The organism is Rhodanobacter sp. GW835-FHT13D09, from assembly GCF_058793995.1.
Window position 1 is genome coordinate 1 of the sequence record NZ_JBXAGL010000007.1, and the last position, 26,063, is coordinate 26,063.

Below are 26,063 nucleotides of genomic sequence, written 5' to 3' on the forward strand. Positions count from 1 at the left end.
TTTTCAGTGATCGCCCCGTGACCTTTCGTCCCGGGTGAGCCGCCCATTCTACATCGCTTTTTACGTCCGTCAACACCCGCAGCGAAGAAATTTTTCAGCGAGGGATGTGGCGGAAACCTTCACGAGAGGGCGTCTCGTCGAAGGGGCGAGAATCATAGCGCCGAGTGAAGCATCTGGGAAGGGGCAAATGTGCTCTGCGCGTGAAGAGCGCGACCGATCGCAGCGCTACACTGCACGACGTTTCCAAAACTGCGACGCATACCGCAATGAAACGATGGTTTGTCCCGCTGCTTCTGCTGCTGGCCGGATGTTCCCCCAGCGCACCGGCCCAGCACGCAGGAATGGCTGTCGTGCTGCACGGACAGCGTTTCTCGGTGGAACTCGCCAGCGACGATGCCGGTCGCCAGCATGGCCTGATGATGCGCACCACGCTGGCGCCCGACCACGGCATGCTGTTCGTGTTTCCCTACACGGCGCCGCAGGCGTTCTGGATGAAGAACACGCTGATCCCCCTGGATATCCTGTATTTCGACGCGGACCGCCGGCTCGTCTCGATGCAGTCCGACGTGCCACCATGCAAGGCGGATCCATGCACGACCTATCCGAGCGATGGGCCTGCGCGCTACGTGCTGGAGCTGTCCGCGGGGACGGCGCAGCGCATCGGCGCGCGGCACGGCGACGAGCTGAAGATCGACGGAGAAATCGGCGCGGTGCACTGAGCGGAAGCACTAGCCGCATCCAGCATGCCGACCCGATAGGGAATCAGGTCCTCGGGACGCAGGGTCTCCAGGGCGTCCCAGTTGTCTTCGAACGGAATGAACTGTTGCATGGCGATGTTCCCCGCATGACGCGCCACTCGGAGGGGCGCAGGAACATCAGAACAGGCGGCCCGGCCAATACACTGACGGGATCGGGCCGTTTGCTGGCGGAAACCGGCGTTCAGTCGATCTCGATCATCTCGAAATCGGCCTTGGTGGCACCGCAGTCCGGACAGGTCCAGGTATCGGGCACGTCCGCCCAGCGGGTGCCGGCCGGAATCCCCTCGTCGGGCACGCCTGCGGCTTCGTCGTAGATGTAGCCGCAGACGACGCACATCCATTTGCGCAACGCAGCGGTTTCGGTGGAACTCTGGCTCATGGTCGGGCTTCTTCGGATCGCAACGGAATTGCCCATTCTCGCAACTCGCCAGGCATTGCGAAAGCATGGAACATCATCGCCCGCCCCACACCGCCCCAGAGGTCATGCCTTGAACATGCTCACCGCCCATCCCGGCCCCGGCCTGTATGCGATCACCGACGGGCCGCGCGCGGATCTTCTGGCGGCGGTCGCGCAAGCGCTGGCCGGCGGCGTGCGGCTGCTGCAGTATCGCGACAAGAGCGCTGACGCGGAACGACGCCACGCCGAGGCGGCCGCGTTGCTGCAGCTGTGTCGCCGCCACGGCGTGCCGCTGATCATCAACGACGATATCGCGCTGGCCCGCGCGGTGGGCGCGGACGGGGTGCACCTGGGCCGGGAAGACGACGACCTCGCCAGCGCCCGCGCAGCGCTCGGCGGACACGCGATCATCGGCGTATCGTGCTACGACTCGCTGCAGCGAGCGCAGGCGGCGGCCCGCGCCGGCGCAAGCTATGTCGCGTTCGGCGCGTTCTTCCCCTCGCCGACCAAGCCGCTGGCGCCGCGCGCGCCGCTCGAACTGCTGAGGCAAAGCGCCGCGCTGGGCGTGCCGCGGGTGGCGATCGGCGGGATCACGCCGGACAATGGCGCCTCGCTGGTCGAGGCGGGCGCGGACTACCTGGCGGTGATTTCCGCCGTGTTCGCCAGCGCCGATGTGCGCGCCGCCGCGCGGCGTTTTGCCGACCTGTATCCCTCCGATCGAGAATCCGCACGATGAGCAACCACGACCTCTTCCAGCGCGCCCAGAAGCTGATGCCCGGCGGCGTGAACTCGCCGGTGCGCGCGTTCAAATCGGTCGGCGGCGAACCGTTCTTCACCGCGCGGGCGGACGGCGCGTATCTGTGGGATGTGGAAGGCACCCGCTACATCGACTACGTGGGCTCGTGGGGGCCGATGATCGTCGGCCACAACCACCCCGCCGTGCGCGAAGCGGTCGAGCGCGCGGTGAAGAACGGCCTCTCCTTTGGCACGCCCTGTCCGGCCGAAGTCGCCATGGCCGAGACGATCACCCGGCTGATCCCCTCGGTCGAGATGGTGCGCATGGTGAACTCCGGCACCGAAGCCACCATGTCGGCGATCCGCCTTGCGCGCGGCGCCACCGGCCGCAGCAAGATCGTGAAGTTCGAGGGCTGCTACCACGGCCACGGCGACAGCTTCCTGGTCAAGGCCGGCTCCGGCGCGCTGACCTTCGGCGTGCCAACCTCGCCGGGCGTGCCGAAGGCGAATGCCGACCTCACGCTCACCCTGCCCTACAACGACCTTGCCGCCGCGCAAGCACTGTTCGCCGAACACGGCAATGAGATCGCCGGCCTGATCATCGAGCCGGTCGCCGGCAACATGAACTGCATCTTGCCGGTGGACGGCTACCTGCAGGGCCTGCGCGAACTGTGCACGCAGTCGGGCACGCTGCTGATCTTCGACGAGGTGATGACCGGTTTCCGCGTGGCGCTTGGCGGCGCGCAGGCGCATTACGGCGTGACGCCCGACCTCAGCACCTTCGGCAAGATCATCGGCGGCGGCATGCCGGTGGGCGCCTACGGCGGCCGCCGCGAGCTGATGGAGCAGATCGCGCCGAGCGGACCGGTCTACCAGGCCGGCACGCTCTCCGGCAACCCGGTGGCGATGGCGGCAGGACTGGCGATGCTGGAGCTGATCCAGGCGCCCGGCTTTTACGACAAACTGGCCGCCCGCACGCGCCTGCTCTGCGACGGCTTCCAGTCCGTCGCCGACGGCGAAGGCATCTCGTTCAGCAGCAACCGCGTCGGCGGCATGTTCGGCCTGTTCTTCAGCGCCGAAAAAGTGCAGGGCTACGCGCAGGCCACGGCGGCGGACACGACGCTGTTCAACCGCTTCTTCCACGGCATGCTGAAGCGCGGCGTGTACCTGGCACCTTCGGCATTCGAAGCCGGTTTTCTGTCCAGTGCGCACAGCGACCAGGATATCGCCGACACGCTGGAAGCCGCGCGCGGCGCCCTGCGCGACGCGAAGGGCTGATTCACCAGCTGCCGGTACTGGGCATCGACGCCCACGGCTCGCGCGGTGGCAGGTGGCCTTCCTGCAGCAGCTCGATCGAGATCAGGTCGGGCGAGCGCACGAAGGCCATGTGGCCGTCGCGCGGCGGGCGGTGGATGGTGCAACCCATTGCCTGCAGGCGCGCGCAGGTGGCGTAGATGTCCTCGACGCGGAACGCGAGGTGGCCGAAGTTGCGGGCGCTGCCATAGTCCTCGGTCGAACCCCAGTTCCAGGTGAGCTCGATCTCGGCCTCGGGGCTGTCCGGCGCGGCCAGGAACACCAGCGTGTACTTGCCCTCGGGCACCTCCTTGCGGCGCACCTCGCGCAGGCCGAGGCCCTCACCGTAGAAACGCAGCGAAGCGTCGAGGTCGCGCACGCGCACCATGGTGTGCAGGTATTTCATCGGGATGCTCCTGATCGTCCGGCTTCAGCCTGCCGCAAAATCGCTCAACGCCGCGTGCAGGCGCCCGAGACCGTCGGCGAGCTCCTCGTCGGTGATGGTCAGCGGCGGCACGAAGCGCAGTACGTCCGGCCCCGCCTGCAACAGCAGCAAGCCATGCGCGGCGGCATGATCGAGGATCGCGCCGGCCTTGCCCTTGTACGGATCGGCCAGCACCGCGCCGATCATCAGGCCGCGGCCGCGCACCTCGTCGAACAGCTTCAGCTCGATGTTGATCCGCGCCAGTCCCGCGCGCAGGTCGTTCGCCTGGCGTTCCACGTTCATCAGCACCGCCGGCGAGGACAGCTTGGCCAGCGCGACGCGCGCCACCGCCGCGGCCATCGGGTTGCCGCCGAAGGTGGTGCCGTGCGCGCCGTACTGCATCACCTCGGCCACCTTGGGGCCGGCCAGCATCGCGCCGATCGGGAAACCACCGCCGAGCGCCTTGGCCAGGGTCACGATGTCCGGCCTGACATTCTCGTGGGCATGCGCGAACAGCATACCGGTGCGGCCCATGCCGCACTGGATCTCGTCCAGCACCAGCAGCGCATCATGCTGGTCGCACAGCTCGCGCACGCGCCCGAGGAAGCCCGGCGCGGCGGGCAGCACGCCGCCCTCGCCCTGCACCGGCTCCAGCATCACCGCCGCGACATCACCGGCGGCGAATGCCGCCTCCAGCGCCGCGGTATCGTTGAAATCGAGGTAGCGGAAACCCGCCGGCAGCGGCTCGTAGCCCTGCTGGTACTTCGGCTGCGCGGTGGCGGTGACGGTAGCCAGCGTGCGGCCGTGGAACGAGCCCTTGAAGGTGATGATGACGCGTCGTTCCGGCGCCCGGCCCTGCGCCGCCGCCCACTTGCGCACCAGCTTGATCGCCGCCTCGTTCGCCTCGGCGCCGGAGTTGCACAGGAACACCCGCTCGGCGAAACCCGAAGCCTGCACCAGCTCTTCCGCCAGCCGCAGCGGCGGCTCGGTGTAGAACACATTGCTGCTGTGCCAGAGCTTGTGCGCCTGCGCGGTCAGCGCGGCAAGCAGGTCCGGATCCTGGTGGCCGAGCGCGTTCACCGCGATGCCGGCGCCGAAATCCACGTAGTCGCGCCCCTCGGTATCCCACACCCGCGCGCCCCTGCCGTGGTCGAGCACCAGCTCGCGCGGCTTGTACACCGGCAGCCAGTAATGTTTGCCGAGCGAGGTCAAGGCCTCGGTGGAGGAATCGGAGCGGGTCATCGATGGTCCAGCGTGCGGGAAAGGGGACGGGTGGCGCGCATGCTAGAGCCTGATCCCGGCAATTGCACGGCCGATTTCAGTCCAGGAAGAGATCCGGCAGCAAGGCCGCGCCCGGCTGCACGGCATAGCCATCGAAGTCGCTCACGCCGGCCTCGCGCAGGATCTCCTCGTCGATCGCGAAATGGCCGGTGTAGCCGTGCGCCGGACGGATCAGGATGGCATGGGCGGCGTCGGCCACGATCTCCGGCTTGCGGCAATGCTCGGCCTTCACGCCGTCGATCATGCCGATCGCCGCGGTGGCGATCACCGTGCGCGGCCACAGCGCGTTCACCGCGATGCCCAGCGGCGCGAATTCCGGGCTCATCCCCAGCACGCACAGGCTCATGCCCATCTTGGCGATGGTGTAGGCGGTGTGCGGCGCGAACCATTTCGGGTCGAGGTTCGGCGGCGGCGACAGCATCAGCACGTGCGGATTGGCCGCTTTCTTCAGGTACGGCACGCAGGCCCGGGTGACCAGGAAGGTGCCGCGGGTGTTGACCTGCTGCATCAGGTCGAAGCGCTTCATCGGCGTGCCTTCGGTACCGGCGAGCCAGATCGCGCTGGCGTTGTTGACCACGATGTCGATGCCGCCGAAACGCTCGGCCGCCTGCGCCGCGGCGGCCACCACCTGGGCCTCCTCGCGGATGTCCACCTGCAGCGCCAGCGCCTTGCCGCCGGCTGCCTCGACCGCCGCCGCCGCGCTATGGATGGTGCCGGGCAGCTTCGGGTTCGGCACGCCGCTCTTGGCCGCGATCACGATGTTGGCGCCGTCGCGCGCGGCGCGCAGCGCAATCGCCAGGCCGATGCCACGCGAGGCACCGCTGATGAACAGGGTCTTGCCGGCAAGGTCGGCCATGCACGTCGCTCCGTCGAATCATGCGTCCAGTGTAGAACCCGCCGGGCTCACGGCTTCTGGAAGCGCGGCAGGATGTCGCGCAACTCGGCCAGCCGCTGCACCGGATCATCCAGTTCGAGCATGTGCTGCTGCTCGCCGGCATCCAGCGGCAGCAGCTCGGCCAGCCGGAAGCCCAGCCAGCTGGCCTCGTCGTAGGCACTGCGCGGCGCATCGCGCCACTGCGGCGCCATCGTCTCGATCAACCGTTCCAGGATGGTCTGCAGCAGGGCGAACTCCACCGGCACCGGCTGCTCCGGCTCGTCCGGCCGGATCTCCACGTCGCCGCGCAGCAGGCCGTCGGAACGCGCCCGGCTGCGCGCCACGCGGAAACGCGAGCCACCCTCGGCGACGATGCCGAGCAGGCCGCCGTCGTCGCGATGGAAATCGCTGATCCGCGCAATCGTGCCGATCGCCGCCGGCACCGCCGGCTCGCCCGTTTCCTGGCCCTGCAGGATCAGGCACACGCCGAAGCCGGTACCGTGACGCGTGCATTCGCGCACCAGGTCGAGATAGCGCGGTTCGAAGATGCGCAACTGCAACCGGCCACCGGGAAACAGCACGGATGCCAGCGGGAACAGCGGCATCTCGACGAGCGGCGATTGGGACAGGACAACCATGCGACGAGTGTACCCAGAGCCGGCATCCCGGGTCTGCAGCGGCCGGTTCAGGCCTGCCGCAAGCTCTCCACGAAACGGCGCGGCGCCGCCTCGAAGCCGCCGTTGGACATGAAGATCACCTGGTCGCCCGCGCGCGCCTGCGCGCGCAACGCGCCGATCAGTGCATCGACCGTCGGCGCCGTGGTGCCGCGCCCGCCCAGCGCCGCGGTGACGCGGCCGGCGTCCCACGGCAGTTCGGGGCGATGCAGGAACACCACCGCATCGGCGTCGGCCAGGGACGGCGCCAGCGCGGCGGCGTGCGCGCCCTGGCGCATCGAGTTGGAACGCGGCTCCAGCGCCACCAGGATGCGCGCCTTGCCCACCTTCGCGCGCAGCCCGGCCAGGGTAGTGGCGATCGCGGTGGGGTGGTGGGCGAAGTCGTCGTACACGCGCACGCCAGCCACCTCGCCGACCAGTTCCATCCGCCGCTTCACGCTCTCGAAGCTGGCGAACGCCGGCAGCAGCGCCTGCGGATCGGCGCCGGCGGCGGCTGCCGCAGCGAGCGCGGCGAGCGCGTTCATCACGCTGTGCTGGCCGAGCAGCGACCAGCGCACCTCGCCCACGTCTTCGCCGCGGCGCGTCACCCTGAACGCGCTGCCGTCGGCCTCGATCAGTTCCGCCTGCCAGTCACCGGTTCCGATGCCGAAGCTTTCCACCGGCGTCCAGCAGCCCATCGCCAGCACCTCGGCCAGGCGCTCGTCATGCGCGTTGACGATCAGCCGGCCGTTGCCCGGCACGATGCGCACCAGGTGATGGAACTGGCGCTGGATCGCCGCCACGTCGGGGAAGATGTCTGCGTGGTCGTACTCGAGGTTGTTGAGGATCGCGATGCGCGGGCGGTAGTGCACGAATTTCGAGCGCTTGTCGAAGAACGCGGTGTCGTATTCGTCCGCTTCGATGACGAAAGGCGCAGTCGAAGACTGCTCCACCTTCACGTCCCCCGCCCGCGGGGGAGGGAGGCGCGCAGCGCCGGAAGGGGGACTCTGCGCGCCGCGATGCCCCAACCGCGCCGACACTCCAAAATTGCCCGGCACCCCGCCAACCAGGAAGCCCGGTGCCATCCCCGCGCGCTCCAGCAGATGCGCCAACAGGCTGGTGGTGGTGGTCTTGCCGTGGGTGCCGGCCACGGCCAGCACGTCGCGGTCGGCCAGCACGGTCTCGCCCAGCCACTGCGGGCCGGAGATGTAGCGCAGACGCGCATCGAGCATGTACTCGATGGCCGGGTTGCCACGGGTCATCGCGTTGCCGACCACGACGAGATCGGGGGCCGGCTGCAGATGCTCGGCGGTGTAGCCGCTCATCAGGCCGATGCCGAGCGCCTCCAGCTGGGTGCTCATCGGCGGATAGACGTTGGCGTCGGAACCTTCGACCGCGTGGCCCAGCTCGCGCGCGAGCGCGGCGACCCCGCCCATGAAGGTGCCGCAGATGCCGAGGATGTGCAGACGCATGGCGAGCGATTCCCTTGCTGGGAGCGGGAAGTGTGCTCAGCCGTTCGCGGCGGCGGCTTCGTTCTGCAGCGCGCGCTCGATCCGTGCGGTGACCTCGGCCAGCTCGCCGACGCCGTCCACCACCTGCAGCTTGCCGCGGCTGGCGTAGAAATCCGCCACCGGCGCGGTCTGCTCGGCGTAGACGCCCAGGCGCTTGCGCACGGTATCCGGGTTGTCGTCGGCGCGGCCTTCCGCCTTGAAGCGGATTTCGCAGCGCCCGATGATCGCCTCGTTCGGCACCTCCAACTTCACCACCGCATCCAGCGGCTGGCCGAGCTTGGCCAGCAGGTGGTCGAGCGCGTCGGCCTGGGCCAGGTTGCGCGGGTAGCCGTCGAGGATGAAGCCGGCCTTCGCGTCGGCCTGGGCCAGGCGCTCCTCCAGCATGCCGAGCAGGATGTCGTCGGAAACCAGCTGGCCGGCGTCCATCACCGCCTTGGCCTTGAGCCCCATCGCGGTACCGGCGGCGACGGCGGCGCGCAGCATGTCGCCGGTCGAGATGTGCGGAACGCCCAGCGCCGCCTTCAGCCGGGCCGCCTGCGTACCTTTGCCCGAGCCGGGCGCACCAAGTAGGACGAGTCGCATAATGCTCCACAAGTTCGGCGGGCCGCCGCACACTGCAACAACCCGCCCGATGCACGGAATTGTGCGTCAAATTAGCCGCTGCACCGGGTGTCGTCAAACAGAGACATTCGTCGTAACCGGCCAAGTGTCTGTTGCGGAAAAAGATTTGCCGGCACCATCGCCACGCTTCCATCGCCCGATCGAGGATCCCATGAGCCCGAGCCGCCGTTCGCCCGCCATCACCGGCAACCTGCTGTACGCCCAATCCGGCGGCGTCACCGCCGTGATCAACGCCACCGCCGCCGGCGTGATCGAAGCCGCGCGCGGCAAGGGCGTGAAGGTGTATGCCGCGCGCAACGGCATCCTCGGCGCGCTGCGCGAGGAGTTGATCGACACCTCGAAGGAACCGGCCGCCGCGATCGCCGCGCTGCGCCACACGCCCGGCGGCGCGTTCGGCTCGTGCCGCTACAAGCTGAAGTCGCTGGACGAGAACCGCGCCGAGTACGAGCGGCTGATCGACGTGTTCCGCGCCCACGACATCCGCTGGTTCCTCTACAACGGCGGCAACGACTCGGCCGACACCGCGCTGAAGCTGTCGCAGATCGGCAAGGCACTCGGCTACGACATCCGCTGCATCGGCGTGCCGAAAACGGTGGACAACGACCTCGCCGTCACCGACTGCTGCCCGGGCTTCGGCTCGGTGGCGAAATACACCGCGATCTCCGCGCTGGAAGCCAGCCTCGACGTGGCCTCGATGGCGGAGACCTCGACCAAGGTGTTCATCCTCGAAGTGATGGGCCGCCACGCCGGCTGGATCGCCGCGGCCGCGGGGCTGGCCGGCGAGGGTGCCGACGCGCCGCCGCACATCATCCTGTTTCCCGAGAACACGTTCGACGAGGCGGCGTTCCTGGCGAAAGTGAAAGCCACCGTCGAGCGGGTAGGCTGGTGCACCGTGGTCGCTTCCGAGGGCGTGCGCAACGCGGCCGGGCAGTTCCTCGCCGAGGCCGGCACCCGCGACGCGTTCGGCCACGCCCAGCTGGGCGGCGTGGCGCCGGTGCTGGCGGCGCTGGTGAAGGAGAAGCTCGGCTACAAGTACCACTGGGCGCTGCCCGACTACCTGCAGCGCTCGGCGCGACATGCCGCCTCAAAGGTCGACGCGGAGCAGGCCTACGCGGTGGGCCGTGCCGCGGTCGACTACGCGCTGGCCGGGATGAACGCGGTGATGCCGGTGATCGTGCGCGCATCGAATATGCCGTACCGCTGGAAGATCGAACCAGCCGCGCTGGCGAAGATCGCCAACCGCGAAAAGAAGATGCCGAAGAACTTCATCACCCGCGACGGTTTCGGCATTACCACCGCCGCACGCCGTTACCTCGCACCGCTGATCCTCGGCGAAGCCCCGCTGCCCTATGGCAAGAACGGCCTGCCGCGTTACGTGCGGCTGAAAAACACGGCCGTGGCGAAGCGTCTGGCGGCATTCCAGCGCTGAACCGCAGCGATGGCGTGATGAGTTTCACCGCGTGAGCGCCCCTGAAAACGGCGTGTCGTACCGGTTTGCGTTCAGCCGCATGTTCTTACGATCGACCTGCCCGGGTCGATCGTCGCATGCTGCGGCCACGGCCCTCCTCGGAGGAGACCTGCCAATGAAACTCATCCCCCGCCTGTTCATCGCGCTGGCCCTGCTCGCTGCCGGCAGCCCGGCACTGGCCGCGCCGGGCCCCGGCCCGGGCGACCACGGCCGGCATGGCCACGACCGCGGCCACGATCGCCGCCATGACGACGGGCGCCGCGGCCATCGACGCCACGGCGACCGCTACCGCGGTCACCACCATGACCACCGCCATGCCGGCCCGCGCTACTGCCCGGTGCGCCACCATCGCTGGGAACGCGGCCACCGCTATCGCGGCCCGACCTACGTGGTGCGCGACTACGGCCATTACCACCTGCGTCCGCCGCCGCGCGGCTACCGCTGGGTGCGCGCCGACAACGACTACCTGCTGGTCGCGATCGCCACCGGCATCATCCTGGACGTGGCGCTGCGCTGAGCTGCGGCACGAAGCGGCCCTTTTATCGTTGTGGGCCGCGGCGTTGCGCCGCACAACGGCTTGCGCCGCCACGTCTGCCTATACTCCCCGGGACCGCCCGTTCCGGACGGCCACATACAACCCATGGGGAGGCTCCGATGCTGCAGCAGTATGGCTGGTGGATCGTCGTTGCGTGTGCGGTGGTGGCGGTTCTGTATGGCGCGTTCTCCACGCGCTGGATTCTGGCGCAGTCGCCGGGCAACGAGCGGATGCAGGAAATTGCCGCCGCCATCCAGGAAGGCGCACGCGCCTACCTCAATCGCCAGTACACCACCATCGGCCTGGTCGGCCTGGTGCTGTTGCTGCTGATCGGCTTCTTCCTCACCTGGGCGACCGCGGTCGGCTTCCTGATCGGCGCGATCCTGTCCGGCGCGGCCGGCTACATCGGCATGAACGTGTCGGTGCGCGCCAACGTGCGTACCGCCGAGGCGGCGCGACGCGGCCTTCGCGCGGCGATGGACGTGGCGTTCCGCGGCGGCGCGATCACCGGCATGCTGGTGGTGGGGCTGGCCCTGCTCGGCGTCGCCGGCTACTGGCTGATACTCGATCGCATGGGCATCGGCGGCGAGACGGCGTTGCATGCGCTGGTCGGCCTGGCGTTCGGCAGCTCGCTGATCTCGATCTTCGCGCGCCTGGGCGGCGGCATCTTCACCAAGGGCGCCGACGTCGGCGCCGACCTGGTCGGCAAGGTCGAGGCCGGCATCCCCGAGGACGATCCGCGCAACCCGGCGGTGATCGCCGACAACGTGGGCGACAACGTGGGCGACTGCGCCGGCATGGCCGCCGACCTGTTCGAGACCTACGCGGTGACGGTGATCGCCACCATGCTGCTGGGCGGCCTGATGGCCGGCGAGGTGGGCCCCAACGCGGTGCTGTACCCGCTGCTGCTGGGCGGCATATCGATCGTCGCCTCGATCATCGGCACGCTGTTCGTCAAGGCGAAGGAAGACGGCTCGATCATGGGTGCGCTGTACAAGGGCGTGTTCGTCTCGGCAGTGCTCGCCGGCGCCGCGTTCCTGCCGATCACCATGCAGCTGATGCCCGGCTTCGGCCACGGCGCGATGAACCTGTGGGTGTGCTCGCTGATCGGCTTGGCGCTGACCGGCGCGATCGTATGGATCACCGAGTTCTACACCGGCACGCAGTACAGCCCGGTGCAGCACATCGCCGCGGCGTCCACCACCGGCCACGGCACCAACATCATCGCCGGCCTGGGCGTGTCGATGAAATCCACCGCGATGCCGGTGGTGGTGATCTGCGCGGCGATCTGGGGCGCGTACGGCCTCGGTGGCCTGTACGGCATCGCGATCGCCGCCACCGCGATGCTGTCGATGGCCGGCATGGTGGTGGCGCTGGACGCCTACGGCCCGATCACCGACAACGCCGGCGGCATCGCCGAGATGGCCGACCTGCCGCCGGAAGTGCGCGGCGTCACCGATCCGCTCGACGCGGTGGGCAACACCACCAAGGCGGTGACCAAGGGTTACGCGATCGGCTCGGCCGCGCTGGCCGCGCTGGTGCTGTTCGCCGACTACACGCACAACCTGCAGGCGGCGCACCCCGGTGACGTGTTCACCTTCGACCTGTCCGACCACATGGTGATCATCGGCCTGCTGATCGGCGGTCTGGTCCCCTACCTGTTCGGCGCGATGGCGATGGAGGCGGTGGGCCGCGCCGCCGGCGCGGTGGTGGAGGAAGTGCGCCGGCAGTTCCGCGACATCCCGGGCATCATGCAGGGCACCGCCAAGCCGGAGTATTCGCGCGCGGTGGACATGCTGACCCGCTCGGCGATCCGCGAGATGATCGCGCCGTCGCTGCTGCCGGTCGCGGTGCCGATCGTGGTCGGCCTGCTGCTGGGGCCGAGGGCGCTCGGCGGCGTGCTGATCGGCACCATCGTCACCGGGCTGTTCGTGGCGATCTCGATGACCACTGGCGGTGGCGCGTGGGACAACGCCAAGAAGTACATCGAGGACGGCCATCACGGCGGCAAGGGTTCCGAGGCGCATAAGGCCGCGGTCACCGGCGACACCGTGGGCGATCCGTACAAGGACACCGCCGGCCCCGCGGTGAACCCGCTGATCAAGATCATCAACATCGTGGCGCTGCTGCTGGTTCCGTTGCTGTAAGCGGCGCCTCCATGCTCGCGAAGATCCCGCCCGCGTGGCGGGATCTTCGTTTCCGGCCCGCGCGCCTGACTTTAGCCACGGGCGGCCCCGCGACCGCGGCGTTACGCTCGGCCGGCGGCGGGCGTGCCCCGTCCATCACGTCCACTCGCGCACCTGGGAGCACACGATGAAATCGGTCTGGCTGATGCTGGCACTCGGCGTCACACTGGCGGGCATGAATGACACCCACGCCCGCGACACGACACCCCGCCCCACGCCCGAGGCCGCGCCGGCCGGCGACGATCCATTCCTGTGGCTGGAGGACATCCACGGCGCCCGCGCGCTGGACTGGGTGAAGCAGCAGAACGCGGCGACCGCGAAGCAGTTCGTCGACAACGCCGAGTTCGCGCGTACCCGCGACAGCATCCTCGAGGTGCTCGACTCGCAGGCGCGCATTCCCTACGTCAACCGGATGGGCAGCTACCTGTACAACTTCTGGCGCGACAAGGCGCACCCGCGCGGCATCTGGCGGCGCACCACGCTGGCCGAGTACCGCAAGGCCGAGCCGGCATGGGAAGTGCTGCTGGACGTCGACGCGCTGAACCGGGCCGAGAACAGGCGCTGGGTGTTCAAGGGCGTGGAATGCCTGAAGCCGGCGTTCGAGCGCTGCCTGGTCTCGCTGTCGCCGGACGGCGGCGACGCGGTGGCCGTGCGTGAGTTCAGCATTCCGCACAAGGCGTTCGTGAAGGATGGCTTCGAGCTGCCGGTGGCGAAAAGCCAGGTCGGCTGGATCGATGAAAACACCCTCTACGTCGGCACCGATTTTGGCCCCGGCTCGATGACCGAATCGAGCTACCCGCGCATCGCCAAGGAGTGGAAGCGCGGCACGCCGCTGGCGGCGGCCAGCACCGTGCACGAGGGCAAGCCGACCGATCTCGCGGTTGGCGCATCGCACGACCGCACGCCGGGTTACGAGCGCGACTTCGTCTCCGTCGCCAAGGATTTCTTCCACAGCGAGCTGTACCAGCGCATCGGCGACCAGCTGAAGCGCGTCGAGGTGCCGACCGATGCGAACGCCGACGCCCATCGCGAATGGCTGCTGGTGCAGACGCGTTCGCCGTGGACGATCGGCGCCGACCACTACCCGGGCGGCGCCCTGCTGGCGACGAAGTTCGACGATTTCATGGCCGGCAAGCGCCGGTTCGTCGTGCTGTTCGCACCGGATGCGCACACCTCGCTGGACTCGTACGCCTGGACCAAGGACCACCTGATCCTCAACCTGATGGACGACGTCAAGAGCCGGCTGGAGGTGCTGACTCCGCCACAGACGGCTGCGCCCGACGACAACTGGAAGCGCGAGGCCATGCCCGGCGCGCCCGCAATGAACACGATCCGCGTGCTCGACACCGACCCCGACCACAGCGACGAGTACTGGCTCGACGTCACCGGGTTCCTGGCGCCGTCGTCGCTGCAGCATGGTGTGCTGGACAGCACGGCGGCCGAGACGATCAAGCAGGCGCCGGCATTTTTCGACGCCGCGAAGTTCACGGTCAGCCAGCACTTCGTGCAATCGAAGGACGGCACCCGCGTGCCGTACTTCGTGATCGCCCCGAAGGGCATCAAGCTGGACGGCAACAACCGCACCCTGCTGTACGGCTACGGCGGCTTCGAGGTCTCGCTGCAGCCGCAGTACAGTGGCAGCGTCGGCCGCGCCTGGTTGCAACGCGGCGGCGTGTACGTGATCGCCAACATCCGCGGCGGCGGCGAGTACGGCCCGCAGTGGCACCAGGCCGCGCTGAAGGCGAACCGCCCGCGCGCGTATGAGGATTTCGCTGCGGTGGCCGAGGATCTGGTGAAGCGCGGCGTCACCTCGGCGAAGCATCTTGGCGCCGAAGGCGGCAGCAACGGCGGCCTGCTGATGGGCAACATGCTGACCACGTACCCGCAGCTGTTCGGTGCGATCGCCTGCGAGGTGCCGCTGCTGGACATGAAGCGCTACATCCACCTGTCCGCCGGTGCCTCGTGGATGGCCGAATACGGCAACCCCGACAGCGCCGACTGGGCCTTCATCAAGACCTTCTCGCCGTACCAGAACGTGAAGAGGGACGGCCGTTACCCGCCGGTGCTGTTCTACACCGCCACCAGCGATGATCGCGTCGGCCCGGTGCAGGCGCGCAAGATGGCCGCGAGGATGCAGGCGCAGGGCCACAAGGATGTGTGGTTCTACGAGAACCTCGAAGGCGGCCACGGCGCCGGCGCGGACAACCAGCAATCCGCCCACATGCACGCGATGGCCTACGACTTCCTGTGGGACCAGCTGAAGTAATCCCGATCCCATGCATCCACACACCACGATCAACCCCGGACTGCGCGAATGGATCCTCGCCACCACGCGCGCCGGCCACGGCGTGCCGGAGGTGCTGAAGCTGATGAAGGAGCACGGCTACGACCCGCGGCAGAGCCGCAGCATCGTCGCCGAGGTGCTGAAGCTGCCGCTGGCGGCGCTGCTTGCCGGCAACGCCAAGGGGGCGTCGCCGGGCCTGCGCACGAAGCACCCCGAGGCGCCGGAAGTCCGTGTGGAGGGGCACGCCATCGGCGTCTCGCTCAGCGTCGACGCGCCGGCGCTGCGGGTGCTGGAGAACGTCCTCGGCGCACAGGAATGCGACGAACTGATCGCGCTGGCACGGCCGCGCCTGCAGCGTGCGCTCACCGTGGACAGCGAGGGCCGCCAGCAGGTGGACCGGCGGCGCACCAGCGAAGGCATGTTCTTCACCCTGAACGAAGTGCCGCTGGTCGGCCGCATCGAGCGGCGCCTGGCCGCCCTGCTCGGCGTGCCGGCGAGCCACGGCGAAGGGCTGCAGATCCTGCATTACCTGCCGGGCCAGGCGTACGAGCCGCACTTCGACTGGTTCGACCCGGGACAACCGGGCTACGAGGCGATCACCGCCGTCGGTGGGCAGCGCATCGCCAGCGTGGTGATGTACCTGAACACGCCCGCCCGGGGCGGCGGTACGGCGTTCCCCGAACCGGGCCTCACCGTCACCGCGCGGCGCGGTGCGGCGGTGTATTTCGCCTACGAGGGCGGCGACCGCAGCTCGCTGCATGCCGGGCTGCCGGTGCTGGAGGGCGAGAAGTGGATCGCCACCAAGTGGCTGCGTGAACAGCCTTACAAGAAGCCGGCAAAAGCCTGACCGGGCAGTGCGGCACCCCGTTGCTGCTGCATCGCAGCAGCGTTTGGCGTATCCTTGCGAACCTCATTTTTCCCCTTTATCGCCAAGGACAGTCCATGGGTCTGCACCTCGTCTCCGCCGGCCGCAACGTGCCGGAAGAAATCAACGTCATCATCGAAATCCCCAAGGATGCCGAGCCGGTCAAGTACGAGGTGGAGAAGGAGTCGGGCGCGATCTTCGTGGACCGCATCCTGTCCACCCCGATGCGCTACCCGTGCAACTACGGCTACGTGCCGCGCACGCTGGGCGGCGACGGCGACCCGCTGGACGCGGTGGTGATCCTGCCGCTGCCGCTGGCGGTCGGTTCGGTGATCCGCTGCCATCCGGTCGGCATGCTGAAGATGACCGACGAGGCCGGCAGCGACGAGAAGCTGGTGGTGATCCCCTCGCCCAAGGTGTTCCCGGGCTACGCGCACATCAACGACATGAAGGGCGTCTCGCCGCACTGGCTGGAGCGCATCGGCCACTTCTTCGAGCACTACAAGGACCTTGAGAAGGGCAAGTGGGTGAAGGTGGACGGCTGGGTCGGCGCCGACGAGGCGAAGGCCGAGATCCTGGCCGGATTCCAGCGTTACCAGGACGCCATCAGCGGCTGAGCCTGTCGGGCGCGGGCTCCCTGCGGAACATGTGGTTGCACCACGCACAAACCCCGTTTCGGCGGGGTTTGTGCGTTTTGGCCAACCGCGGCCGAGCCGGACGCGGGGCCCGTGCGGGACCACCCGTCAGCTTCCATCCGCTGCGTGCCACGGCTATCGGCACTTCGATGCCGCCGGCCGGATCCCGGCGACGGGCGGCTTGCCGCCGTATCCTTGTCGCTCCACGGGAGCCGACCATTCGCCGAACGCACTCCGCTGCCGGCACCAGCCCTCCCGGTCTGCTGCCGGAGATGCCCCATGAAAGCCGTCGCCCTCACCCGCTACCTGCCGATCGACGACCCGCAGTCATTGCTCGACGTCGAACTGCCCACGCCCGTACCCGGCGCGCACGACCTGCTGGTGCGCGTCGAAGCGGTGTCGGTGAATCCGGTCGACACCAAGATCCGTTCGCCCAAGCCGCAGATCGAGGCGCAGCCCAAGGTGCTCGGCTACGACGCCGCCGGCGTGGTGGAGGCGGTCGGCGATTCGGTCGGCGGTTTCCAGCCTGGCAACCGTGTGTACTACGCCGGCGACGTCACTCGCGCTGGCAGCAACGCGCAATTCCAGCTGGTCGACGCACGGCTGGCCGGCCATGCGCCGCGGTCGCTGGAGCTGGCGGAGGCGGCGGCCTTGCCGCTGACCGCGGTGACCGCGTGGGAACTGCTGTTCCAGCGCATGCCGTTCGACAGCGAGCACGGCGGTGAAGGCAAGTCGCTGCTGGTGATCGGCGGCGCCGGCGGCGTGGGCTCGATCGCGATCCAGCTGGCACGGCGCGCGGGCTTCACGGTGATCGCCACCGCCTCGCGCGTCGAAACCATCGACTGGTGCCGCACGATGGGTGCGCATCACGTGCTCGACCACCGCCACGCGCTGGCGCCGCAGTTGGAGGCGCTGGGTTTCGGCCAGGTGGACGCCGTGCTCAACCTCGCCGATACCGACCACTACTGGGAGGCGGTCGGCCAATTGCTGGCGCCGCAGGGCCACGTCGGCCTGATCGTGGAACCGGCCGGCGCGCTGAAGATCGGCGATCCGTACAAGGCCAAATGCATCGGCATCCACTGGGAATTCATGTTCGCGCGACCGCGCTTTGGCACCGCCGACATGGCCGAACAGGGCCGCATCCTCGAGCGGGTCGCCCGGCTGATCGACGCCGGCGAACTGCGCTGCACGCGCACCGAAACGCTGGCGCCGATCAACGCGGCGAACCTGCGCGAGGCACACCGCCGGCTGGAATCGGGTCGCACGATCGGCAAGCTGGTGCTGGCCGGCTGGTGACGGCACCGGCGGCATGCGCCAGTGTCGCCTGGGACAATCAACTCCGCTTGCCCACGGCCTTCCTGGCGGGCGACGGCTTGGCCGGCTCGCCCTTCTTGCCGAGCTGCTCCAGCAGCGTGTTCATGTCCTCGGCGTGCTCCTCCTCCATCGCCAGGATGCCCTCCAGCATGCGGCGGGTGGTGGGATCGTCGCTGCCGATGTAATCGATCACCTCGCGGTAGCTGTCGATCGCGATGCGCTCGGCCACCAGATCCTCCTTGATCATGTCGACCAGGTCGTCGCCTTCAGCGTAGTCGGCATGGCTGCGGCTGAGCAGGCCTTCCGGCGACAGGTTCGGCTTGCCGTCGAGCTGGGTGATCCGTTCGGCGATCAGGTCGGCGTGGCCCTGCTCCTCGTTCGCATGCTGCAGGAACTCGCCCTTGATCGCCTGCGAGTTGATGCCCGACGCCATGTAGTAGTGGTACTTGTAGCGCAGCACGCAGACGATCTCGGTCGCCAGCGCATGGTTGAGCAGCTTGACCACGGTGGCGCGGTCGGCGCCGTAGCCGGCCGTCATCGCGCCCTTGTCGATATCCTTGCGCGCGCGTTTGCGGATGTTCTCGATGTCGCTGACGAAGGGTTTGTTCTTGGCCATGGCGTGCTCCTCTGGGTGACGTGGCTTTCCAGCCTAGGCAGGCACACGAAAAAGCCGGGTGAAGAGGGCTTCACCCGGCTTCGTCGACAACGCTGCTCCACGCGTCCGCTCAGGTGCGGCGATAGACCTCGGCGCCCCGCGCGCGGAACTCGGCGGCCTTCTCCGCCATGCCCTCGTCGATCGCCGCGAACGCCTCCACGCCATGTTCGGCGGCGTAGTCGCGCACGTCCTGGGTGATCTTCATCGAGCAGAACTTCGGTCCGCACATCGAGCAGAAGTGCGCCGACTTGTGCGCATCCTTCGGCAGCGTCTCGTCGTGGAACTCCTTCGCCTTCTCCGGATCGAGGCCGAGGTTGAACTGGTCGTCCCAGCGGAACTCGAAGCGCGCCTTGCTCAGCGCGTTGTCGCGCACCTGGGCGCCTGGATGGCCCTTGGCGAGGTCCGCCGCGTGCGCGGCGATCTTGTAGGCGATGATGCCGTCGCGCACGTCCTGCTTGTTCGGCAGGCCCAGGTGTTCCTTCGGCGTCACGTAGCAGAGCATCGCGGTGCCGAACCAACCGATCATCGCCGCGCCGATCGCGCTGGTGATGTGGTCGTAGCCCGGCGCGATGTCGGTGGTGAGCGGCCCCAGCGTGTAGAACGGCGCCTCGCCGCACTTCTCCAGCTGGCGGTCCATGTTCTCCTTGATCAGCTGCATCGGCACGTGGCCGGGGCCTTCGATCATGGTCTGCACGTCGTGCTTCCAGGCGAGCTGGGTAAGCTCGCCCAGCGTGTCCAGCTCGCCGAACTGCGCCGCGTCGTTGGCGTCCGCGATGCAACCGGGGCGCAGGCCGTCGCCGAGGCTGAAGGACACGTCGTAGGCCTTCATGATCTCGCAGATGTCCTCGAAGTGCGTGTAGAGGAAGTTCTCCTTGTGATGCGCGAGGCACCACTTGGCCATGATCGAGCCGCCGCGCGAGACGATGCCGGTGACGCGCCCGGCGGTGAGCGGCACGAAGCGCAGCAGCACGCCGGCGTGGATGGTGAAGTAATCGACCCCCTGCTCGGCCTGTTCGACCAGCGTGTCGCGGAACAGCTCCCAGGTGAGCTCCTCGGCCACGCCGCCCACCTTTTCCAGCGCCTGGTAGATCGGCACCGTGCCGATCGGCACCGGCGCGTTGCGCAGGATCCACTCGCGCGTCTCGTGGATGTGCTTGCCGGTGGAAAGGTCCATCACCGTGTCGCCGCCCCAGCGGATCGACCACACCATCTTCTCGACCTCCTCGGCGATCGACGAGGTCACCGCGCTGTTGCCGATGTTCGCGTTGATCTTGGTGAGGAAGTTGCGGCCGATGATCATCGGCTCGCTTTCCGGGTGGTTGATGTTGGCGGGAATGATGGCGCGGCCGCGCGCCACTTCGTCGCGCACGAACTCCGGCGTGATCAGTCGCGGCAGCGCGGCGCCGAACGACTGGCCTGGATGCTGCACGCGCAGCGCACTGTCGCCCAGCGCCTCGATGCGCTGGTTCTCGCGGATCGCGATGTACTCCATCTCCGGCGTCACGATGCCGCGGCGCGCATAGTGCATCTGGGTGACGTTGGCGCCAGCCTTGGCGCGGCGCGGCGTGGGCAGGCGCGGAAAGCGGATCGCCGCCAGTTCCGGCGCGGCGGCGTGGCGGCGGCCGAATTCGGAACTCCGGCCACCGAGCGCCTCGCTGTCACCGCGTTCGGCGATCCACGCGGCGCGCAGCGGCGGCAGGCCGGCGACCAGGTCGACGCGATGGTCCGGATCGGTATACGGGCCGGACGTGTCGTAAACGGTGACCGGCGGATTCTTCTCCACGCCGAACATCGCCGGCGTATCGGCCTGGACGATCTCGCGCAGCGGCACGCGCAGGTCGGGCCGGCTGCCCGGCAGGTGGATCTTGCGCGAACCGGGGATCGGCCGCACGACGGACTCGGAAAGTTCCTGCGCGGCGCGCGCAAGGTCGAAGGGCTGGGCATTCATCGGCGTGGCTCCGGCATTCACCCGCGTCCCCGCGGGGACGCGCTTTGTTGGGGGTCCGCGCAAAGACGTGCGGACCCTTGCGAGGAATTCGCATACAGCAACAAAGCGGCGATGCCGGACGCACGAAGGTGGATGTCGTGCGACGAAGCTCCCTACACCGGTACGAGCCGGATCAGGTTCGAAGGGACTCTCTCAGCCGACTGTGGTCGGCACCCCCGCTTCAGAACGGCACCATTCAAGCACGAAGCGGGGGGTGCAGGCGAGCACCACCCAGGCGCGCGGGTGGCAAGAAACCCCTCCGGGCTCCTAGCGCGGCAGGTAGGCGCGCAGGAATGTCTCCACGCCGGCGCGTGCCGTCGCCTCGATTTCCTCGATGTAGTTGTCGGTGCAGCCGGTGCAACCGAACATCTGGCGCATCATCAGGTTGCCCTTGATCAGGGTGAGGAACTGCACGCTGGCGCGCGGAACGTCGTCGATGTCCAGCCGGCCGGCATCAACCGCCTGCTTCAGCAGGCGTTCCATCAGGCCATGCGTCCGCATCGCGCCTTCCTCCCACATCAGCTTGCCGTAGCGCGGGTTGCCCTGGCGGCAATCGCTGAGGATGGCGCGGAACGTGCCCACGGTCTCGGCGTTGCAGTCCAGGTGGGCATGGGTCAGCGCCACCCGCATCAGCACTTCGCGGATGTCCGCCTTCGGATCGAAGGAGTAGGTCTCCTCCGGCAGCAGGTCCTGGATGCGCGAACGGATCACTTCGCGGAACAGGTTGTCCTTGTCGCCGAAATGGCTGTACACGGTGAGCTTGGACACGCCGGCATCCGCGGCGATGGCATCCATGCTGGTGCCGGCAAAGGCATTGCGGATGAACAGCGCCTTGGCTGCCGCCAGGATCGCCGCACGCTTTTCCATGTCCTTCGGGCGACCGGGTCCCTGGGATTTGATTTGCGTGCTGCTGCTCATGCCTCCACCTTCACAAACGGATGTTCAAGCTTTATTATACGCATCGGTTCAATTATTTTCCAGAAGGGTGCCTCTCATGGCCCGGCGTCTGCCGCGCCGGCATCCGCATCAAGCGGCGGGCCCTCGGCCGGCCGCGATGACTTCCGGCACTTCGTAGGGCCGCCGGCAACCGGCAGGCTTGCCTGCGTCGAAGGTGTCATTGTAGGGCCGGGCGCCAGCGCTTATCCTTTTTGACCTTTTTCGATCCGTACGGGACATGAGCAGATGGCGATGAACATCGAGCAGGCGCGGCTCAACATGGTGGAAAACCAGGTGCGCCCCTGGGAAGTGCTGGACGGCCGCGTGCTGGATGTACTCGGTCGCGTACGCCGCGAGAATTTCGTCGCTGCCGAGCACCGCCAGCTTGCCTTCGCCGACCTGTGCCTGCCGCTGGGCCACGGCGAGGTGATGATGAAGCCGGTGGTGGAGGGCCGCGTGCTGCAGGCGCTGGAACTGCTGCCCACCGACAGCGTGCTGGAAATCGGTACCGGTTCGGGCTTCCTCACTGCCTGCCTGGCCAGCCTGGCGGCCCGGGTGAGCAGCGTCGACATCCATGCCGATTTCACCGCGGCCGCCTTCCGGCGCCTGCAGGATGCCGGCATCGCCAATGCCAGCCTCGCCACCGGCGAGGCGGTCAACGAATGGCAGCCCGACGGCCTGTTCGATGCGCTGGTGGTGACCGGCGCGGTGCATGCGATCCCGCCGCGCTGGCTGGCCTGGCTCAAGCCCGGCGCACGCGCGCTGGTCATCCGCGGCCAGTCGCCGGTGCAGCAGGCCACCTTGCTGACCCACGAGGGTGCCGGCCGCTGTCGCGAAGAAACCCTGTTCGAAACCGACCTGCCCTACCTGACCCACGCCGAGCCGCCGCAACGGTTCGTGTTCTGACCTCTCCCGAACCATCCCCACGAGGCATCCCATGCGCTTGAAGCTGCTTACCCTTGCACTGGCCCTGGCCGCCATTTCGCTGCCCAGCCACGGCGAGGATCTGCTCGATGCCTACCGCGAGGCGCGTGCCAACGACCCGGTGCTGTCGCAGGCCGACGCCTCCCGTCTGGCCACCGGCGAAGGGGTGGACCAGGCGCGCGCGCTGCTGCTCCCGCAGGTCAACGCCAGCCTGAGCCTGGACCAGACCCACGGCGGCAACCTGATCGGCCATGCCCGTTCGCGCTCGCTCAAGGGCACGCTCAGCCAGACCGTGCTCGACTTCAGTAAGTACGCCAACCTCAAGGCCGCGCACTCGGCGTCGGAGGCGCAGGACGAGCTGTACCAGGCTGCCGCGCAGCAGCTGTACGTGCGCGTTGCCTCCGCCTACTTCGGCGTGCTGACCAGCGAGGACGAGCTGACCTACGCCAAGGCCAACGAGGATGCGTTCCGGCAGCAGTACGAGCAGTCCGACCAGCGCTTCAAGGTCGGCCTCTCGGCGGTCACCGATGTTTATCAGGCCAAGGCCTACTACGAGGCGGCCAAGTCGCAGACCATCGCTGCGCAGAACGCGGTGAACGACGCCCGCGAGGCGCTCGCCCAGATCACCGGCAAGCCCACCGGCGACCTGAAGAAACTGCGCGACGACCTGCCGATGCAGCCGCCGGCGCCGGCCGACCAGGACAGCTGGGTGAAGCAGGCGCTGCAGACCAGCCCGAGCCTGCTCGCGCAAAAGAGCAACGTGCAGACGGCCGAGCACAACATCAGCGCCGCACGCGCCGGCCACCTGCCCACGATCACCGCCGGCGTCAGCTACGGCAAGGATGCCGGCTGGTCCGACACCAACGCCTCCGCGCGCTACCACGATCCGGCCTCGACCACGATCGGGCTGACCCTCAACGTGCCGATCTTCTCCGGCGGCGCGACCCAGTCGCGCGTGCGCCAGTCGATCTACCAGCGCGACGCCGCCGCCGACGCGATGGAGGCGCAGCGCCGCCAGATCGTGCGCGACACGCTCAACTACTACCGCTCGGTGATCGCCGGCATCGCCCAGGTGGAGTCGGCGAAGGCCTCGGTGGAATCCGGCCGCAAGGCGCTCGAGGCGACCCGCGCGGGCTTCGAGGTCGGCACCCAGACGATGACCAACGTGCTGCTGGCGATCCAGGTCCTGACCTCCTCGGAGAGCAGCTACTCGCAGGCCCGCCACCAGTTCATCCTGAACAAGCTGCTGCTGAAGCAGACCGTCGGCACCGCCGACCTCAAGGACATCGAGACCATCAACGCGCTGCTGCAGTAAGCCGCTGCGCACGCGCCAGACGGCCGGGTTCACCCCGGCCGTTTTGCTCTCTGCGGAATCACTCCTGCAGCAGCGCGTCGATCAGCCGCATCACCCGCTGCACCGCGCCGCGCTCGCGCTGGAACACCTGCTGCGCCGCCTGCCCCATCCGCTCGCGCCTGGTGGCGTCGCGCAACAATGCCAGCACGCCGGACCCCAGCCGCCCAGCATCCGCCACGCGTTCGGCGCCACCATGCTCGATCAGGCTGTGGGTGATCTCCTCGAAGTTGAACGTGTGCGGCCCCACCAGCACCGGCACCGACAAGGCCGCTGGCTCGAGCACGTTGTGGCCACCGATCGGCACCAGGCTGCCGCCGACGAAGGCCACGTCGGACGCCGCGAAGAACGGCATCAGCTGGCCCATGGCGTCGATCACAAACACCTGGTGCGACACCGACGGCACGCCCTCGCCACTGCGCGTGGCGACCGAGAAGCCCAGGCTGCGCACTGCATTCTCGGCCAGCTTGAAACGCTCCGGATGGCGTGGCGCCAGCAGCAGCAGCGCATCCGGCAGCCGCTTCAGCACCTGCAGGTGCGCTTCCAGCGCCGCCAGCTCCTCGCCCTCGTGCGTGCTGGCCGCCATCCATACCGGCCGCCGCCGGCCCCAGTGCTCGCGCATCTCCGCACCAGCGGCCACCGCTCCGTCCGGGATCGGCATGTCGAACTTCATGTTGCCGATGACCAGCACCTGCTCCGGGGCGGCGCCGAGCAGCCGGTAGCGCGCGGCGTCGGTGCGCGACTGCGCCGCGATCAGCCGCACGCAACGCAATGCCGAGCGCGCCAGCCCGCGCAGCGGCGCATAGCCGCGCAGCGAGCGTTCGGACAGCCGCGCATTGACGATCATCAGCGGAATGCCGCGCTGGCGGCAGGCGAAATACAGGTTCGGCCAGATCTCGGTTTCCACGATCAGCGCCAGCCGCGGCCGGATCTTCTTCAGGAAGCGGCTCACCGAGTACGGCAGGTCGTACGGCAGGTAGACGTGGAACACGCTGTCGCCGAACAACTGCTGCACGCGCGCCGTGCCGGTCGGCGTGACCGTGGTGACCACCAGCGGTGCATTCGGGTAATCGCGGCGCAGCGCCTTGATCAGCGGCTCGGCCGCATTCACCTCGCCCACCGACACCGCGTGCACCCACAGACTGCCGCTGAAGCCGGGCGGATCGAAGAAGCCGAAGCGCTCCGGCCAGCGCCGGTGATAGGGCCGCGAGCGCACCCCCCGCGCCAGCAGCCGCAGCACCAGCAGCGGCGTCACCAGGAACATCGCGAGGGTATAGAGATAGCGCAACGTCACGGCCCATCAGTCCAGCGCGGCAGTATACGGGACCGCGGAATCGCGAACCGGCGCCATGACCAGGGCCTGCGACACGCTGTCGCCCCGCGGTCCGTTGCCGGTTGCCGCCTCCACTACAATGCGCACGATGCCCGGCATGCCCCGCCCCACCTTCACCCGCTCGCTGCTTGCGCCGCGCCACTGGCCGGCCTGGCTGGGCGTGGCCGCGATCTGGCTGATCGCGCGGCTGCCGCAGCGTACATTGATGGGGCTGGGGCGCCGGCTGGGCGCACTGGTGCCGCGGATCCCTTCCGAGCGTCGGCATATCGCCGCGGCGAACATCGCGCTGTGCTTTCCCGAATTGGATGCCGCGGCGCAGGAGGCACTCGTCGAGACGAACCTGCGCGACATCGGCCTGATGCTGGTGGAGTTCGCGCTGGGCTGGATGGGCAGCGACCGCCGCATGGCCGCCATCCCCACCCGGATCGAAGGGCTGGAACACCTCGCGGCGGCGCGCGCGCAGGGCAAGGGCGTGCTGCTGGTGGGCGGCCACTTCTCGCACCTGGAGCTGTGCGCGCGACTGGTCTCGCAGCGCCTCCGCATCGCCGGGATGTACCGGCGGATGGATTCGGCGGTGTTCGAGTGGGCGGTGCTGCGCGCGCGGCTGGACTACGCCGATGCGATGTTCGAGAAGGACGACATCCGCGGCACCGTGAAATACCTGCGCGGCGGCGGCACGCTGTGGTACGCGCCGGACCAGGACATGCGCAGCAAGGACAGCGTGTTCGTGCCGTTCTTCGGCGTGCCGGCGGCCACCATCACCGCCACCCATCACCTGGCGCGGATGTCCGGCGCGCTGGTGGTGCCGTTCTTCCATCGCCGCCTGCCCGGCGGCGATGGCTACGCGCTGCGCCTCGGCGCGCCGCTGGACGGCTTTCCCGGCGCGGACGTGCTGGACGACACCGCGCGCATCAACGTCTGCATCGAGCAGATGGTGCGCGAGGCGCCCGAGCAGTATCTGTGGGTGCACAAGCGCTTCAAGACGCGACCCGCCGGCGCGCCCGCGGTCTACTGACGCCGTGCGACAGCTGGGCGAAAGCCCG

General features: G+C 68.5%; 24 protein-coding genes and 1 riboswitch. Of the genes, 13 read left to right on the forward strand and 11 right to left on the reverse strand.

The window, feature by feature from the left end; translation table 11 throughout:
• Nucleotides 1–266 precede the first annotated feature (266 nt).
• Nucleotides 267–719, forward strand: coding sequence for a DUF192 domain-containing protein (locus AC1Q5A_RS10530; protein WP_492700667.1), 453 nt, complete (start codon nt 267–269; stop codon nt 717–719).
• Nucleotides 720–939: 220 nt separating this feature from the next.
• On the opposite strand, the gene AC1Q5A_RS10535 is transcribed toward AC1Q5A_RS10530, so the two are convergent.
• Nucleotides 940–1,137, reverse strand: coding sequence for a rubredoxin (locus AC1Q5A_RS10535; protein ID WP_114343884.1), 198 nt, complete (start codon nt 1,135–1,137; stop codon nt 940–942).
• 115 nt (nt 1,138–1,252) lie between these two features.
• Here AC1Q5A_RS10535 and thiE point away from each other — a divergent pair, with 115 nt between their 5' ends.
• Both thiE and hemL read left to right on the forward strand, forming a co-directional pair.
• Entirely contained in the window at nt 1,253–1,891 is a 639-nt protein-coding gene (thiE, locus tag AC1Q5A_RS10540; protein WP_492700859.1) for a thiamine phosphate synthase, read from the forward strand.
• Nucleotides 1,888–3,168: a glutamate-1-semialdehyde 2,1-aminomutase gene (gene hemL / locus AC1Q5A_RS10545; RefSeq protein ID WP_492700668.1), complete on the forward strand. Its 1,281-nt coding sequence runs from the start codon at nt 1,888–1,890 to the stop codon at nt 3,166–3,168. Before thiE ends, hemL begins: the two co-directional genes overlap by 4 nt.
• Nucleotide 3,169: 1 nt before the next feature.
• Here the strand turns inward: hemL and AC1Q5A_RS10550 are convergent, their stop codons facing one another.
• The 6 genes from AC1Q5A_RS10550 to AC1Q5A_RS10575 all read right to left on the reverse strand — a co-directional run bounded on the left by AC1Q5A_RS10550 (nt 3,170) and on the right by AC1Q5A_RS10575 (nt 8,508).
• Nucleotides 3,170–3,589, reverse strand: a complete 420-nt coding sequence (locus AC1Q5A_RS10550) for a VOC family protein (RefSeq protein WP_492700669.1) — start codon at nt 3,587–3,589, stop codon at nt 3,170–3,172.
• 24 nt (nt 3,590–3,613) lie between these two features.
• A complete protein-coding gene (locus AC1Q5A_RS10555) occupies nt 3,614–4,849 on the reverse strand; it encodes an acetylornithine transaminase (RefSeq protein WP_492700670.1) in 1,236 nt (411 codons plus the stop codon).
• Nucleotides 4,850–4,925: 76 nt separating this feature from the next.
• Nucleotides 4,926–5,744: an SDR family oxidoreductase gene (locus AC1Q5A_RS10560; RefSeq protein ID WP_492700671.1), complete on the reverse strand. Its 819-nt coding sequence runs from the start codon at nt 5,742–5,744 to the stop codon at nt 4,926–4,928.
• A 47-nt stretch (nt 5,745–5,791) separates the two neighbouring features.
• Nucleotides 5,792–6,400, reverse strand: a complete 609-nt coding sequence (locus AC1Q5A_RS10565; protein ID WP_492700672.1) for an LON peptidase substrate-binding domain-containing protein — start codon at nt 6,398–6,400, stop codon at nt 5,792–5,794.
• A gap of 47 nt (nt 6,401–6,447) precedes the next feature.
• Complete coding sequence (mpl, locus tag AC1Q5A_RS10570; protein ID WP_492700673.1) at nt 6,448–7,887, reverse strand: UDP-N-acetylmuramate:L-alanyl-gamma-D-glutamyl-meso-diaminopimelate ligase; 1,440 nt, start codon at nt 7,885–7,887, stop codon at nt 6,448–6,450.
• Between the two features lie 36 nt (nt 7,888–7,923).
• Nucleotides 7,924–8,508: an adenylate kinase gene (locus AC1Q5A_RS10575; RefSeq protein ID WP_492700674.1), complete on the reverse strand. Its 585-nt coding sequence runs from the start codon at nt 8,506–8,508 to the stop codon at nt 7,924–7,926.
• A gap of 190 nt (nt 8,509–8,698) precedes the next feature.
• Between AC1Q5A_RS10575 and AC1Q5A_RS10580 the strand changes: the two genes are divergently transcribed.
• From AC1Q5A_RS10580 to AC1Q5A_RS10610, 7 genes are all read left to right on the forward strand, one after another.
• Entirely contained in the window at nt 8,699–9,976 is a 1,278-nt protein-coding gene (locus tag AC1Q5A_RS10580) for a 6-phosphofructokinase (protein WP_492700675.1), read from the forward strand.
• A 154-nt stretch (nt 9,977–10,130) separates the two neighbouring features.
• Nucleotides 10,131–10,532: an RcnB family protein gene (locus AC1Q5A_RS10585; protein ID WP_492700676.1), complete on the forward strand. Its 402-nt coding sequence runs from the start codon at nt 10,131–10,133 to the stop codon at nt 10,530–10,532.
• A gap of 137 nt (nt 10,533–10,669) precedes the next feature.
• On the forward strand, nt 10,670–12,697 hold the full coding sequence (locus AC1Q5A_RS10590) for a sodium-translocating pyrophosphatase (protein WP_492700677.1): 2,028 nt from the start codon (nt 10,670–10,672) through the stop codon (nt 12,695–12,697).
• Nucleotides 12,698–12,863: 166 nt separating this feature from the next.
• The gene (locus AC1Q5A_RS10595; RefSeq protein ID WP_492700678.1) at nt 12,864–15,002 is read left to right on the forward strand and encodes a prolyl oligopeptidase family serine peptidase; all 2,139 of its coding nucleotides are present in this window, start codon (nt 12,864–12,866) and stop codon (nt 15,000–15,002) included.
• Between the two features lie 10 nt (nt 15,003–15,012).
• Nucleotides 15,013–15,867 carry a 2OG-Fe(II) oxygenase gene (locus tag AC1Q5A_RS10600; RefSeq protein ID WP_492700679.1) on the forward strand — a complete coding sequence of 285 codons (855 nt, stop codon included), beginning with the start codon at nt 15,013–15,015 and terminating at the stop codon, nt 15,865–15,867.
• Between the two features lie 95 nt (nt 15,868–15,962).
• Nucleotides 15,963–16,502, forward strand: coding sequence for an inorganic diphosphatase (gene ppa, locus AC1Q5A_RS10605; RefSeq protein ID WP_008438143.1), 540 nt, complete (start codon nt 15,963–15,965; stop codon nt 16,500–16,502).
• A gap of 297 nt (nt 16,503–16,799) precedes the next feature.
• On the forward strand, nt 16,800–17,816 hold the full coding sequence (locus tag AC1Q5A_RS10610; protein ID WP_492700680.1) for a zinc-binding alcohol dehydrogenase family protein: 1,017 nt from the start codon (nt 16,800–16,802) through the stop codon (nt 17,814–17,816).
• A 37-nt stretch (nt 17,817–17,853) separates the two neighbouring features.
• Here the strand turns inward: AC1Q5A_RS10610 and AC1Q5A_RS10615 are convergent, their stop codons facing one another.
• The 3 genes from AC1Q5A_RS10615 to AC1Q5A_RS10625 all read right to left on the reverse strand — a co-directional run bounded on the left by AC1Q5A_RS10615 (nt 17,854) and on the right by AC1Q5A_RS10625 (nt 21,394).
• On the reverse strand, nt 17,854–18,450 hold the full coding sequence (locus AC1Q5A_RS10615) for a ferritin-like domain-containing protein (protein ID WP_492700681.1): 597 nt from the start codon (nt 18,448–18,450) through the stop codon (nt 17,854–17,856).
• A gap of 109 nt (nt 18,451–18,559) precedes the next feature.
• Nucleotides 18,560–20,437 carry a phosphomethylpyrimidine synthase ThiC gene (gene thiC, locus AC1Q5A_RS10620; protein WP_492700682.1) on the reverse strand — a complete coding sequence of 626 codons (1,878 nt, stop codon included), beginning with the start codon at nt 20,435–20,437 and terminating at the stop codon, nt 18,560–18,562.
• Between the two features lie 132 nt (nt 20,438–20,569).
• Nucleotides 20,570–20,664: riboswitch (TPP riboswitch) on the reverse strand.
• A gap of 79 nt (nt 20,665–20,743) precedes the next feature.
• On the reverse strand, nt 20,744–21,394 hold the full coding sequence (locus tag AC1Q5A_RS10625) for a TetR/AcrR family transcriptional regulator (protein WP_492700683.1): 651 nt from the start codon (nt 21,392–21,394) through the stop codon (nt 20,744–20,746).
• A gap of 264 nt (nt 21,395–21,658) precedes the next feature.
• Here AC1Q5A_RS10625 and AC1Q5A_RS10630 point away from each other — a divergent pair, with 264 nt between their 5' ends.
• Both AC1Q5A_RS10630 and AC1Q5A_RS10635 read left to right on the forward strand, forming a co-directional pair.
• Nucleotides 21,659–22,318 carry a protein-L-isoaspartate O-methyltransferase family protein gene (locus AC1Q5A_RS10630; RefSeq protein ID WP_492700684.1) on the forward strand — a complete coding sequence of 220 codons (660 nt, stop codon included), beginning with the start codon at nt 21,659–21,661 and terminating at the stop codon, nt 22,316–22,318.
• Nucleotides 22,319–22,349: 31 nt separating this feature from the next.
• Nucleotides 22,350–23,651 (forward strand): TolC family outer membrane protein, encoded by a 1,302-nt coding sequence (locus AC1Q5A_RS10635; protein WP_492700685.1) that lies wholly within the window; start codon nt 22,350–22,352, stop codon nt 23,649–23,651.
• A 58-nt stretch (nt 23,652–23,709) separates the two neighbouring features.
• Here the strand turns inward: AC1Q5A_RS10635 and waaA are convergent, their stop codons facing one another.
• Complete coding sequence (gene waaA / locus AC1Q5A_RS10640; RefSeq protein WP_492700860.1) at nt 23,710–24,975, reverse strand: lipid IV(A) 3-deoxy-D-manno-octulosonic acid transferase; 1,266 nt, start codon at nt 24,973–24,975, stop codon at nt 23,710–23,712.
• A gap of 142 nt (nt 24,976–25,117) precedes the next feature.
• Between waaA and lpxL the strand changes: the two genes are divergently transcribed.
• Entirely contained in the window at nt 25,118–26,035 is a 918-nt protein-coding gene (gene lpxL, locus AC1Q5A_RS10645) for an LpxL/LpxP family Kdo(2)-lipid IV(A) lauroyl/palmitoleoyl acyltransferase (RefSeq protein WP_492700686.1), read from the forward strand.
• Nucleotides 26,036–26,063: the final 28 nt, after the last annotated feature.